The organism is Acidisphaera rubrifaciens HS-AP3, assembly GCF_000964365.1.
Classification (GTDB): Bacteria; Pseudomonadota; Alphaproteobacteria; order Acetobacterales; family Acetobacteraceae; genus Acidisphaera; species Acidisphaera rubrifaciens.
This window is the reverse complement of record NZ_BANB01000193.1, coordinates 1-12,621: the sequence shown is the minus strand read 5'-3', so window position 1 is coordinate 12,621 and position 12,621 is coordinate 1. Positions and strand designations below refer to the sequence as shown.

General features: G+C 70.2%; 11 protein-coding genes and 1 pseudogene. 2 read left to right on the top strand and 10 right to left on the bottom strand.

Annotated features, from left to right (window positions below):
• Positions 1 to 81: 81 nt before the first annotated feature.
• From B8460_RS06965 to secD, 3 genes are all read right to left on the bottom strand, one after another.
• Positions 82 to 918, bottom strand: a complete 837-nt coding sequence (locus tag B8460_RS06965) for an EAL domain-containing protein (RefSeq protein ID WP_158322736.1) — start codon at positions 916 to 918, stop codon at positions 82 to 84.
• A gap of 277 nt (positions 919 to 1,195) precedes the next feature.
• On the bottom strand, positions 1,196 to 2,152 hold the full coding sequence (secF, locus tag B8460_RS06960) for a protein translocase subunit SecF (protein ID WP_084623302.1): 957 nt from the start codon (positions 2,150 to 2,152) through the stop codon (positions 1,196 to 1,198).
• 54 nt (positions 2,153 to 2,206) lie between these two features.
• Positions 2,207 to 3,778 (bottom strand): protein translocase subunit SecD, encoded by a 1,572-nt coding sequence (gene secD, locus B8460_RS06955; RefSeq protein ID WP_199445573.1) that lies wholly within the window; start codon positions 3,776 to 3,778, stop codon positions 2,207 to 2,209.
• Positions 3,779 to 3,916: 138 nt separating this feature from the next.
• Between secD and B8460_RS06950 the strand changes: the two genes are divergently transcribed.
• Both B8460_RS06950 and B8460_RS06945 read left to right on the top strand, forming a co-directional pair.
• Positions 3,917 to 4,894 carry a Gfo/Idh/MocA family protein gene (locus B8460_RS06950; protein WP_048860855.1) on the top strand — a complete coding sequence of 326 codons (978 nt, stop codon included), beginning with the start codon at positions 3,917 to 3,919 and terminating at the stop codon, positions 4,892 to 4,894.
• 146 nt (positions 4,895 to 5,040) lie between these two features.
• Complete coding sequence (locus B8460_RS06945) at positions 5,041 to 5,613, top strand: uridine kinase family protein (RefSeq protein ID WP_048860854.1); 573 nt, start codon at positions 5,041 to 5,043, stop codon at positions 5,611 to 5,613.
• 12 nt (positions 5,614 to 5,625) lie between these two features.
• Here B8460_RS06945 and B8460_RS06940 read toward each other — a convergent pair whose 3' ends face one another.
• The 7 genes and pseudogenes from B8460_RS06940 to B8460_RS06910 all read right to left on the bottom strand — a co-directional run.
• Complete coding sequence (locus B8460_RS06940) at positions 5,626 to 7,131, bottom strand: ABC transporter ATP-binding protein (protein WP_241771134.1); 1,506 nt, start codon at positions 7,129 to 7,131, stop codon at positions 5,626 to 5,628.
• An 8-nt stretch (positions 7,132 to 7,139) separates the two neighbouring features.
• On the bottom strand, positions 7,140 to 7,817 hold the full coding sequence (biuH, locus tag B8460_RS06935) for a biuret amidohydrolase (RefSeq protein WP_048860852.1): 678 nt from the start codon (positions 7,815 to 7,817) through the stop codon (positions 7,140 to 7,142).
• Positions 7,814 to 8,830, bottom strand: a complete 1,017-nt coding sequence (locus B8460_RS06930; RefSeq protein WP_048860851.1) for a formamidase — start codon at positions 8,828 to 8,830, stop codon at positions 7,814 to 7,816. The genes biuH and B8460_RS06930 overlap by 4 nt, the downstream gene beginning before the upstream one ends.
• A 1-nt stretch (position 8,831) precedes the next feature.
• Complete coding sequence (locus B8460_RS06925; RefSeq protein ID WP_048860850.1) at positions 8,832 to 9,746, bottom strand: ABC transporter permease; 915 nt, start codon at positions 9,744 to 9,746, stop codon at positions 8,832 to 8,834.
• Positions 9,743 to 10,858 (bottom strand): ABC transporter permease, encoded by a 1,116-nt coding sequence (locus tag B8460_RS06920; RefSeq protein WP_052945159.1) that lies wholly within the window; start codon positions 10,856 to 10,858, stop codon positions 9,743 to 9,745. The genes B8460_RS06925 and B8460_RS06920 overlap by 4 nt, the downstream gene beginning before the upstream one ends.
• A gap of 24 nt (positions 10,859 to 10,882) precedes the next feature.
• On the bottom strand, positions 10,883 to 11,998 hold the full coding sequence (locus B8460_RS06915) for a BMP family ABC transporter substrate-binding protein (RefSeq protein WP_048860849.1): 1,116 nt from the start codon (positions 11,996 to 11,998) through the stop codon (positions 10,883 to 10,885).
• A 95-nt stretch (positions 11,999 to 12,093) separates the two neighbouring features.
• Positions 12,094 to 12,621, bottom strand: a pseudogene (locus B8460_RS06910) (lipid-A-disaccharide synthase); the annotation flags it as partial.

The following is a 12,621-nucleotide window of genomic DNA, read 5'->3' as shown; positions in this document are numbered from 1 at the left end:
GCGGTGGCCGGGACGGCAGTCGATCGCGTCCGCGCCGCACTCACCGCGCGGGCCGAGATGATGGGCCGCGCCGCCGCCGGATCAGGGGAGGCGCGGGCGGCGGCCTGACCAGGCGCGCGACCACGCCGGCAGCGCCGGGGACGGCATCGGGCGGGCGATCCAGAATCCCTGCCCGTAGGTGATGCCGTCCCGGCGCAGGGCGAGCCAGTCCTCCTCCGTCTCGATCCCCTCGGCGATCACCGGCAGGTCGCGGCGTGCCGCCTCGGCCGCCAGGGCCGCCAGCCGGCGTGCCGCGTCGTCCCGCACCGGTCCCGGGCGCAGGGCGAGGCGTACCAGATCCTTGTCCAGCTTCAGGGCGGAGAAGGGCAGGGCAAGCAGCCGCAGGTCGCCGGGCAGGTCGCTGCCCGCGTCGTCGATCGCGACCGCGAACCCCTCCGTGCGCAGGGCCGTCACGGCGAGCGCGAGCCGGGCGAGGTCCGCGACCGGCTGGCTTTCGGTCAGTTCCACCACGAGGCATGGGGGCGCCACGCCATGCCGTGCGCAGGCCGCGCGTAGCCACCCGGGCGTCCCGGGGTCGAGCAGGAGATCGAGCGGCAGGTTGATGCTGATGCCCAGGGGAAGATCCACGGGCAGCGTGCCGTCGGCGAGCAGGTCGAGGGTCGTCGCGAGCATGCGCTCGGCAAGCTGTGCCGAACGGCCGGTGCGTTCGATGCACGGCACGAAGCCGCCGGGTGCCACCAGCCGTCCACCGGGCCGCCGCAGCCGCGCCAGCGCCTCCAGCCCCGCCACCGCACCGTCGCCGAGCGCCACGATGGGTTGAAACCATGGCTGCACGCCGTCCCAGTCGAGCGACCGGCCGGATCGGTGCGCCGCCCGGATCGGCAGGGCAGGTGCCGTGTCATCCTGCGTCAATGTCACGTCAACGACATCCATTTGTGGACGGGTTTGGTACTTTTAGATCACGTGCAACATGAAATAATAGGTCAGCTAGGCGGCGTCGAATCAAATTGTATACAGTGTTCCCGCACGCAGCGGCAGGCGCCGCATACATCGGCGGGCAACGGGCGCCGATCAAACGCCCAGCATGCTCCAGACGCCCGGCGCGAGGCCGAGGAGTCGGGCGATCCGTGAGCCAAATCGCCGGAAAAATATCGTTATTGATCGGGCCGGCGATCCGCGCCGAGCGGCGGCGGTATCAGCGACGCGCGGGGGCGGGCTGCTTCGGCGGGGCGGTATCACGCCGCAGCCGGTGCTCGCCGAGGTAGAGCAGGATCGGCGCCGCGATGAAGATCGAGGATGACGTGCCGACCACGATGCCGAACAGCATCACCCAGGCAAAGCCGGAGATCGACGTCCCGCCGAACAGCGCGAGCGGCAGGGACGCCAGGAACACCGTCATCGAGGTGCCGAGCGTGCGGTTCAGCGTCTCGTTGATCGACAGGTCGATCAGCTCGCGCAGCGGCATGGTGCGGTATTTGCGCAGGTTCTCGCGCACGCGGTCGTACACCACGACCTTGTCATTGGTCGAATAGCCCAGCACCGTCAGGATCGCCGCGACCATCACCAGGTCGAAGTCGAAGCGCGTGATGGCGAGAAACCCGATCGTCTTGGTGATGTCGAGGATCAGCGTGACGACGGCGCCGACCGCGAACTGCCATTCGAAGCGGAACCAGATATAGACCAGGATCATCAGCAGCGAGATGCCGAGCGCCAGCAGCCCGTTGCGGAACAGCTCCGCCGAGACCGAGGCGCCGACCGCGTCCGTGCGCAGCACCTTCACGCCCGGCACCGCCTTTTCCAGCGCCGTCTGCACCCGCTTGACCGCCTGTTCGGTCGCCGCCGCGCCCTTTTGCGCGGGCAGGCGGATCAGTACGTGATCGGGGGCGCCGAAGCGTTGGACGCCCTGCTCGCCGACGCCCGACAGCGCCCCGCGCAGCACGCCGAAATCGGCGGGCCCGGGCGTGCGGACCTCCATCACCACGCCGCCCGAGAAGTCGATCCCGAGATTGAGGCCGGGATAGAAGAACAGCGCGATCGACAGGGTCGACAGCACGGCCGAGGTCGCGAGCCCGATCACCCGTCCGCGCATGAAGCGGATGCGCGTCCCGTCGGGGACGAGGCGGAAGGCGGGGCGCATCAGCAGACGCAGCATGGCATCACACCGGGCAATGGGGCGGGCGGCAGGCGGGCAACTAGACGCGGGCGACTAGACGGGCAGCAGCTGCGGCCGCGTCGCGACATACCAGCGCGAGACGAACAGCCGCGTCAGCATCCAGGCGGTGAACAGCGTCGTCGCGATGCCGACCGTGATCGTCACCGCGAAGCCCTTCACCGGGCCGGAACCGAAGATGAACAGCATCACATGCGCGAGGAACGTCGTCGCGTTGCTGTCGAAGATGGTCGAATAGGCGCGCTTGAACCCGGCCTCCAGCGCCGCCAGTGGCGGCCGGCCGTTGCGGCTCTCCTCGCGCACCCGCTCGTTGATTAGGATGTTGGCGTCGACCGCCATGCCCAGCGTCAGCAGGATGCCCGCCATGCCCGGCAACGTCAGCGTCGCCTCCAGCAGCGACAGCACCGCCAGCATCAGGATCAGGTTGAAGATCAGCGCCAGGTTCGCGAACCAGCCGAACAGGCCGTAGAAGATGCCCATGTAGGCGATCACCAGCACGAAGCCGATCAGCAGCGAGATGGCGCCGGCGCGGATCGAATCGGCGCCCAGCTCGGGGCCGACGCTGCGTTCCTCCACCACCGTCAGCGGCGCCGGCAGCGCGCCCGCGCGCAGCAGCACCGCGAGGTCGGTCGCCGACTGCGCGGTGAAGTTGCCTGAAATCTCGCCGCGGCCGCCGGTGATGGGTTCGCGGATGACCGGCGCGCTGATGATCTTGTCGTCCAGCACGATCGCGAAGCGGTGGCCGACATTGTCGCTCGACACCTGGGCGAAGCGGCGCGTGCCGTTGGAGTCGAAGGCAAACGTCACCACCCATTGCCCGGTCTGCGAGTTGTTCGCGGCCCGGGCATCGGTCAGGTCGCCGCCGTCCACGTCGATGCGCCGCCGCACCGGCAGCGTCACCTTGGGGTTGTCCTGCATCGGCAGCAGCTCGTCGCCCGGCGGCGGCGGCGCGCCGGGGATCGCGTTGTCGTCGACAAGACGGAACGTCATATGCGCCGTCCGCCCCAGCAGCTCCTTGATCCGGTTGGGGTCCTGGATGCCGGGCAGCTGCACCACGATCCGGTCGTCGCCCTGGCGCGTGATCTGCGGATCGAGGACGCCGGTCTCGTCGATGCGGCGGCGGACGATCTCGATCGACTGCTGGACCGCCTGCGTCGCGCGCTGCGTCAGCCCGGTCTGGTTCAAGGTCAGCGTCACCGTGCCGTCCGGCGTGCTCGCGAGATCGAGGTCGGGCACGCCCGGTGTCACGCTGTCCTGCGTCAGCGGCTTCAGCGCGGCCAGGGCGTCCGGCAGCCGGGCCGGGTCGCGCAGGCGCAGAACGACGCGGTCATGCTCGGTGTCGGCGGCGAGGCGGCTGTAGAAGATGCTGCCCGGACGGAGCGCCGTGCGGACGGAGTCCACCAGGCTGTCCAGCCGCTCCTTCACCACCGCCTTCATGTCCACCTCCAGCAGGAGGTAGCTGCCGCCCTGAAGGTCGAGGCCCAGGTGGACGCTGTGCCAGGGCAGCCATGGCGCGGGCGCGCGGATCACGTTCGGCAGGCACAGCAGGACGCCGAGGGCGCAGACCAGCGCGATGGCCGTGGTCTTCAGGCGACTGAAATACATCATGCGCGGACGGTGCGGCTGGCCTCTGGCGGGTTGGACGGCTGGCGGTCAGGGCGGCGGTTGGGCTGATAGGCGCGCGATCCGGCGCTGGCAAGCACGCGCCCTTGCTGGTAGCAACCCGGCGGCAACGGGCGGGCGCTGATGGACGGACGTTTACGGATCGGGGTGGCGGGCGCCGGGCATTTCGGCCGCTACCACGCGCTGAAGGTGGCGGCGTCGGAGCGGGCGGTGCTTGCCGGCGTCTTCGACCGCGACGCGGAACGCGCCCGTACGGTGGGCTGGGAGGCGGGCGCGCCGGCCCTGGACTGGGACGCGCTGCTCGCCGCGACCGATGCCGTGATCGTGGCCGCTCCGGCCGAGGCGCATTTCGCCCTGGGCGCGGCCGCCCTGCGCGCCGGCCGCCACGTGCTGATGGAAAAGCCGATCGCCGCCACCTTGGCCGAGGCGGACGAGCTGGCCACCCTGGCCCGCGCCGCCGGGCGCGTCCTGCAGGTCGGGCATCTGGAGCGGTTTTCGGCGGCGCACGGGGCGCTCGCCGGGCGGATCGCGCGGCCGCTGTATATCGAGGCGATGCGGATCGCCCCCTTCAAGCCGCGTGGGACCGACGTGTCGGTCATCCTCGACCTGATGATCCACGACCTCGACCTCGTGCTGGCGCTGGTGGACAGCCCGATCGAGAGCGTGGACGCGGTCGGCGCGCCGGTCGCCAGCGCCTATGAGGACATCGCCAACGCGCGCATCCGCTTCGCAAGCGGCGCCGTCGCGACCATCACGGCGAGCCGCATCAGCTTCCGCACCGAGCGGCGGATGCGCATCTTCGCCCGCGAGGGCTACCTGAACGTCGATTTCGCCAACCGCCGCCTCACCCATATCGGCCGCGGCACCGGCAATCCTGTCGCGCAGGTGCCGGGCTTCGGCGCGGCCGAGGCCGGTTGGGAGGACCACGACGCCCTGGCGGCGGAGCAGGCGGCATTCGTTGCCTCCTGCCTCGACGGCGCCCCGGTGCTGGTGGATGCCGCCGCCGGGCGGCGGGCGCTGGAGGCGGCGCTCCTGGTCACGCGCGCGATGGCCGAGAGCCGCGCGCGCGCGGCGGCCTCGGGCCTGCTGGCGACCGACTGACGCAGCGACTGGTTCCACCGTGCCGATTTCATTGGTATGACGGTCTGATGACACCACCAGACATCATTCCCCCGCCGCCGTCATCGACCCCGCCATTGCCACTTGGGCAGCCCTCGCCCGCGTATCCGGACGGTCACGGCCGGCCCGTGCTGACGTTCGACGACGTGGCCGAGACGCTGGAGGCGCGTATCCGCGCGGCCCGGCTGATCGCGATCGACGGGCTGCCCTGCGCGGGCAAGACGACGCTCGCGGTTCATCTCGCGACGCGGTTCGGGCTGCCCATCCTGGCATTCGATGATTTCTACCGCCCGGAGCATACGTGGCCGCGGGACATCGCGCCCAGCTTTCCCTATCCGTTCATACGGGTCGACGAGTTCCGCTCCGCCATCACGGCGTTGCACGCGGCGGGCGGGTGCGACTACGTGCCGTTCGACTGGACGACCCGATGCCTGCTGGCCGATCCCATGCCGCTGCATCCCGAGGGCCCGCTGATCGTCGAGGGGTGTTCCGTTCTCGATCCGGTGCTGCGCCCGCTCTACGACCTCGCGCTGTTCATCGAAAGCGATGCGCCGTCGATCATCGAGGCCCGACGCTTCCGCGACGGCGGCATCGACGACGAGGCGGCGTGGCGCGCCCTGTTCCTGCCGAGCGTCGATCTCTACATGGCGACGCAGCCGTCCCTGCGGGCGGACGTGGTGGTGCGCGGCCGCGGCGCCTGAGCGCCGGTCGCGTCAGTGCTGGCCGACCATGTGGGCGCCGATCGCCTGCGCGTCGGCGCCCGCGCCGGGCGTCTCGTGCACGATCCGGCCCTCGCGCATCACCAGGATGCGGTCGGCGAGTTCTAGGATTTCGTCCAGATCCTCGCTGATCAGCAGCACCGCCGTCCCGGCATTGCGGGCCGCCATGATCCGCGCGCGGATGTCGGCCACGGCCTTCACGTCCAGTCCGAAGCACGGGTTGGCGACAACCAGCAGGCGCACCTCGCCGTCCAGTTCGCGCGCGAGCACGCAGCGCTGCACGTTGCCGCCCGACAGGACGCCGATCGGGGCGAGCGGGGAGGGGGCGCGTATGCCGAACATGTCGATCATGCGCCGCGCCCGCTGTCCCATCGCGCGCGCATCGAGCCAGAAGCGACCGCCGCCGTCGTCGAACGTGCGGAAATTGAGGTTGTCCGTCACCGTCATGCGCGGCACGCAGCCGTTGCGCAGCGGCTCCTCGGGCAGCACGCGGACATGCCGCGCCTGCGCCGCGCCGCGCGTCGCGTCATAGGGCTCGCCGTCCACCAGCATCTCGCCGTCCGTGGCCGCGCGCTGCCCGGCCAGCACTTCCACCAGACCGGCCTGTCCGTTGCCGGAGACGCCGGCGATGCCGACGATCTCGCGCCCGCGCACGATCAGCTTGTCGATGCCGAGGCCCGCGCGCCCGCCGATCCCCGGCGTGCGCAGGCCGGTGATCTCCAGCACCGGCGCCTGCGCCGGCACGCCCCGCCGTTCCGGGTTGGCCGGGACCTGCGGCTCGCCGATCATCATGGCGGTCATCGCGGCGGCGGACAGGCTGCGGGCTTCACCGCTGCCGGCCATGCGGCCGCGCCGCAGCACCGTCACGTCATCGACGAACATCGCCACCTCGCGCAGCTTGTGCGTGATGATGACGGTTGTGATCGCGCCGGAATGCGTCAGTTCGCGCACGAGGCCGAGCATCTGCTCCGCCTCGGCCGGCGTCAGCACCGAGGTCGGTTCATCGAGCACGAGGAAGCGCCGCCGCAGGTACAACTGCTTGACGATCTCGGTCTTCTGCCGCTCGCCCGCCGCGAGCCGTCCCACGGGGATGTCGAGCGGCACCTGGAACGGCATCGTCTGCATGAAAGCCGCCAGCGCCGTCCGCTCGCGCGACCAGTCGATCACCGCCGGCACGTCGGCGCGGGCCATGACGAGGTTTTCCGCCACCGTCATCGACGGCACGAGCGTGAAATGCTGATAGACCATGCCGAGGCCGAGCGCGTCGGCATCGGCTGGGCGCTCGATCGACGCCTCGCGCCCTTCGACGAGGATGCTGCCCTCGTCGGCGCGGTAGTAGCCGAGCAGGCACTTCACCAGCGTCGACTTGCCGGCGCCGTTCTCGCCGAGCAGGGCATGCACGCGCGCCGGGCGGAACCGGGCCGAGACGCCGTCGAGCGCGGTGAAGGCGCCGAACCGTTTGGCGATGCCGACCGCCTCGACCTCGATCGCCCCCGTCACGTCCGTCGTCACGGCAGCGCGGCGAGCAGCGTCGCGCTGTCGGCGATCGCGCCGAACACGCCGCCCTGCATCGTGACCATCTTGATCGCCGCCTCGTGATTGCCGCGGTCGGTGGCGCCGCAGCAATCGGTCAGCAGCAGACATTCGAAGCCGCGGTCGTTGGCCTCGCGCATGGTGGTCGAGACGCACACGTCGGTTGTGATGCCGCACAGCACGATATTCTCGATGCCGCGCGTGCGCAGGATCAGCTCGAGGTCGGTCGCGCAGAAACTGCCCTTGCCGGGCTTGTCGATCACCACCTCGCCCGGCAGCGGCGCGAGTTCGGGGATGATCTCCCACCCCGGCTCGCCGCGCACCAGGATGCGTCCGCACGGGCCGTCGTCGCCGATGCCCGCACCGATCTGGCGCGACCGCCAGCGCTTGTTCGCCGGCAGGTCGGACAGGTCGGGCCGATGGCCCTCGCGCGTGTGCATGACGTGAAAGCCACCCTGCCGGAAAGCGGCGAGCACGCGGCGGATCGGCTCGACCGGGGCGCGCGTCATCGACAGGTCATAGCCCATGCGATCGACATACCCGCCCGGGCCGCAGAAATCCGTCTGCATGTCGATGATGATCAGCGTGGTGTTCGCCGGCCGCAGGTCGCCGTTATAGGGCCACGCATAGGGGGTCGAGGCGATCGTGGTCATTCGGCGGCATTCTTGAACGCGGGTGCATAGGGACGCGTCGGTGCCGGCAGGCCGCAGGACGTACCGTCCGTCACGCGCACCTCGTCTTCCCACGGCAGCCGGTAACGCCCGGCGACGAGATCGTGCATGTAGGTATAGGGACAGTCGCCCGCGCCGCCGCGCACGGCCGAGAAGCCGCGATGGCCGAGCTGGTAGATGTTGTTCTCGACCCCCCAGTGCGCCCGCGCGGCGCGCACCAGATCGGGCCGCACCTCGGCTGTGATGATCTCGTCGGCGCGACCGGTGGTGCCGTGCGCGATCACCGTGCCGTCGAAGTTGACGACCATCGCCTCGCCCATCGAGTCGAACGTGCCATCCGATCCGCACATGCACACGTTCGCCGTGACCATCAGGTTGCAGAAGGCGTTGGCCTGGTTGGTGAAGCGCCACGCCTCGCGGATCGGCGCGGTGTAGCCGGCGGTGCGCAGCATGATCTCCGCGCCCTTGTACGCCGCCTCGCGCGCCATCTCCGGGAACATGCCGTCGTGGCAGATGATCAGCGCGAGCCTGCTTCCGTGCGGCCCGTCGATGACGGGAATGCCCAGGTCGCCCGGCTCCCACGGCTCGACCGGTACCCAGGGATGCAGCTTCCGGTAATAGAGCCGCCGGGCGCCGGTGTCGTCGTAGATCAGCCCGACATTGTACGGATTGCCGTGCGGGTTGCGTTCCATGATGGAGAAGCATCCCCAGACGCCGTTGTCGCGGCATGCCTGCGCGAAGGCCCGCGTCTCCGGCCCGTCGGCGTCGCACAGGATCGCGTCGCGCGTGTCCATCGACAGGCCGTGCAGCGCGTATTCGGGGAACACGACGAGATCGAGCGTGGACATGCCGCGCTTGGCCTTGCCCACCAGTTCGACGATCCGCGCGGTCTGGCGCGCGATGTCGGCGGGTGTCTCGATCGTCGGCAGCGCCAGCTGCACGAGGCCGATCACGACACCGCCCGGTGTCCTGTTTAATCCGCCGAGACCGTTCATCTCACCTCCCGATCGACAGTTCGCCGGGCATGCCGGCCAGCGCCCGCCCGGGGGCGACGGTGACGATCAGCATCACCAGCGTGGCCACATACGGCGCCGCGTAGAACAGATAATAGCCCCAGGTGATGCCCACCGTCTGCAGGCTCGGCCCCAGCGCGCCGGCGGCGCCGAACAGCAGGGCGGCGCCGATGCAGGCGAGCGGGTTCCAGCGGGCGAAGACCACGAGCGCCACCGCCATCAGCCCCTGGCCGGACGACAGCCCCTCGTTCCAGCTGCCGGGATAGGACAGCGACAGGAACGCGCCGCCGATGCCGGCGAGCGCGCTGCCGGCGCCGGTCGCGAACAGGCGTATGCGCTCGATCGGCAGGCCGAGCGCGCGCGCCGCATCGGCGCTGTCGCCCACGATGCGGATGCGCAGCCCCATGCGCGTGCCGCGGAAGATGTAATACAGGCCGAACGCCGCCGCGATGCCGAGAAAGAACAGCGGGCTGACGTTGAGCGCGCTGCGGATGCGCGGCACGTCCGACCAGAAGCCGAGCGGGATCGACGGCAGCTGCGGCGCGGAGGGCTGCACATAGGGCTTGCCGAAAAAGAACGCCATGCCGGTGCCCGCCAGCATGATCGCGATGCCCATGGCGACGTCGTTGACGCGTGCCAGCGTGCACAGCCCGCCATGCAGCAGCCCCAGCGCGCCGCCCGCCGCCGCGCCGCCCAGCACGCCGAGCCATGGATTGCCCGTCTGGTACGAAACGGCATAGGCGACCATCGCGCCGAGCACGAGCGCCCCCTCGTTGCCGAGATTGATGCGGCCCGACTTTTCCGTCAGGCACTCGCCGAGGCTGACGAACAGGAACGGCGTGGACACGCGCAGGCAGCCGGCCAGCATCGCGACCAGGATCGTCTCGATCGCGCTCATGCCCGCCCCCGCGCCGGCTGGAACCAGCCGATACGGCCATACATCGTATCGCTCGCGAGGATGCAGACGAAGATCAGTCCCTGCAGCACCAGCACGCTCGCGTCCGGCAGATCGAGCCGCCGCTGCAGCAGCCCGCCCGCCGCGCCGACGCCGCCGAGCAGCACCGCCATCGGCATAATCGCCAGCGAATTATGCCGCGCGAGGAATGCGATCAGGATGCCGGTGAAGCCGTATCCGGCGGCGAGCGAGCTGTTGGCGCGGTCCTGCACGGCGGCGATCTCGATCATGCCCGCGAGCCCCGCGCACGCGCCGCCGAGGACGCAGGCGCCGATCATCAGCCGCTGCACCGGCAGGCCCTGCAACTGCGCGGCCCGCATGTTGCCGCCGGTCATTCGCGCGGCGAAGCCGGTGGTGGTGCGGGTGATCAGCACCCAGGCGGCGATGCAGGCGAGGATGCCGACCGGCAGGCCGGGATGCAGTTCGGTGCCGAACAGGCTCGGGATATGCGCCTGCGGCGGGATCGCGTACGTGGACGGCTTGTTGAGGCTGGCGGGATCGCGCAGCACGCCTTCGACCAGATGATTGAACACGGCGAGCGCGATGTAATAGAGCACGAGGCTCACGATCGTCTCGTTGATGCCGCGCTTGGTCCGCAGCAGGCCGGTCAGCCCGATCCACGCCCCGCCCCCCGCGCATCCGGCGATCGCCATCAGCCCGTCGAGCAGCCATCCGGGTGCCGTCTGCAGCGGATAGGTCGCCACCACCGCCGCGAGCCCGCCCATCAGCACTGCGCCCTCGCCGCCGATGATGACGAGGCCGAGCTGTGCCGGGATCGCGACGCACAGCGACGTCAGCAGCAGCGGCGCGGCGCGCTGCAGCGTGTTCTGCAACGAGAACGCGCTGGCGAAGGCGCCGCGCCACACCAGCCAGAAGAACGTCCCCGGCGACTTGCCGAGGGCCAGCAGGAACACCGAGAACAGCGCCAGCGCGATCACCAGCGCCGCCAGCGGAAACACCACCGCCTCCGCGGCGCGGCGCAGCGGATAGAACCGGTCGGCGTCGCGTGCGGGCGCGGGGAGCGAGGCCGCCTGTTGCAGCTCGATCGCGGTCACGGCACGACTCTCCCCGCGCCGGCGTCAGGCGATCGCGCCGACGACGCCCTCGACGAGGTAGTTCATGCTCTCAAGCTGGATCGCCGTCTCGGGATAGGCGGTGCCGGCGGGGATGACCTGCTTGCCCGTGTTGTCCTTCAGCGGCCCCTTGAACACCGCATAGCCGCCCTTCATGATCTCGGCCTTCACCGCGTCGGCGTTCGCCCTGGCCGCCGGCGTCACGGCGGGGCCGTAGGGCGACATCTTGATGAAGTCCTGCGCGAGCCCGCCGCGCACGAAGTTCGGCAGCGGCTCGCCCGCCAGCGCCTTGGTCGCGAACATCTTGTAGACGGTCGCCCAATGCCACTCGGCGCCCGTCAGATAGCCCTTGGGCGCGAGCGGCGCCTGATTGGCGTGATAGCCGCAGGTGTAGATGCCGCGATGCTCAGCGGTCTGGACCACGACCTTCGGGCTGTCGACGTGACAGGTGATGACGTCCGCGCCCTGATCGACCAGGCTGTTCGTCGCCTCGGCTTCCTTCACGGCCATCGACCAGTCGCCGGTGAAGATGACCCGCGTCGTGATCGACGGATCGACCGACCGCGCGCCGAGGGCGAAGCTGTTGATGTTGATCAGTACCTGCGGGATCGGCTTGGCGGCGACGAAGGCGACCTTCTTGCTCTTGGTCATGTGGCCGGCGACGATGCCGTTGAGATACTGACCCATGCCGATATAGCCGAAATACGACCCGGCGTTCATCGGGTCCTTGTCCGCCTTCCACAGCCCGCCGCAGTGGCGGAACTGGATCTTCGGATACTTGCGGGCCATGCGCAGCATGTATGGATCGAAATAGCCGAAGCTGGTCGGGAACAACAGCGACGCGCCGTCGAGCTGGATCATGCTCTCCATCGTCTTCTCGACGTCGTCCGTCTCGGGGACGCGCTCTTCCTCGACGACGGTGATGCCCGGCATGGACTTGATGGCGGCGGCACCCTCGGCATGCGCCTGGTTGTAGCCGTAATCATCCTTCGGCCCGACATAGATGAAGCCGATCGTCACGCCCGCGGCATGGGCCGCGCGTGGCGCGAGCCCGGCCATGGCGGCCGTCCCGGCGGCGCCGGCCAGCAGGGTGCGGCGGGTGATGAGGTGGGATGACGACATGCGGCGCTGGCCTCCCGGGCCGGTGATGCAAAGACGGGTTTGGAATACCGCCCTGATCACGCAACAAGCATGCCATCCGCCCGTGGGCGGCGAGCCTACCCGTCCGGCAGCATCGACAGCACGGCCGCCGCCGCCGCGGCGCTCGGTCTGCCCTCCGGCGGGCGCAGCATGTCGAGCACGGGACGGGTTGCCGCGCGCTGCGCCGCCGCCGCCGCCGGATCGACCAGCAGGGGGCGCAGCGCCGCCTCGATGGCGGCGGGCGTGCAGCCCTCCTGCAGCAGTTCCGGCACGATCATCCGTCCGGGCAGGATGTTCAGGATCGAGGCGAACCGCACCTTTGCGACCCGCCGGACAAAGGCCGCCGTGAGCGGGTGGGCGCGGTAGCAGACGACCATCGGCACGCCGGCGATGGCCAGTTCCAGGGTCGATGTGCCGGATTTGACCAGCGCCGCCGTCGCGGCGGCATAGGCGTCGTGCTTGTCGGCCGTGTCGGTGATGAAGACCGGCGCGCCCGGCCAGCCGGCGCAGGCCGCCCGCACCTCCGCCGCGACCGGGCCGGCGAGCGGCACCGCGACGCGCACTCCCGGCACCTCCGCCGCGAGACGCCGCAGCGCCGCGCCGTA

Coding starts and splice junctions, on each gene's coding strand:
- B8460_RS06930 (WP_048860851.1), bottom strand. CDS start 8,830: ATGAACGGTCTCGGCGGATTAAACAGGACACCGGGCGGTGTCGTGATC.
- B8460_RS06915 (WP_048860849.1), bottom strand. CDS start 11,998: ATGTCGTCATCCCACCTCATCACCCGCCGCACCCTGCTGGCCGGCGCC.
- secF (WP_084623302.1), bottom strand. CDS start 2,152: ATGCTGCGTCTGCTGATGCGCCCCGCCTTCCGCCTCGTCCCCGACGGG.
- B8460_RS06925 (WP_048860850.1), bottom strand. CDS start 9,746: ATGAGCGCGATCGAGACGATCCTGGTCGCGATGCTGGCCGGCTGCCTG.
- secD (WP_199445573.1), bottom strand. CDS start 3,778: ATGATGTATTTCAGTCGCCTGAAGACCACGGCCATCGCGCTGGTCTGC.
- B8460_RS06950 (WP_048860855.1), top strand. CDS start 3,917: ATGGACGGACGTTTACGGATCGGGGTGGCGGGCGCCGGGCATTTCGGC.
- biuH (WP_048860852.1), bottom strand. CDS start 7,817: ATGACCACGATCGCCTCGACCCCCTATGCGTGGCCCTATAACGGCGAC.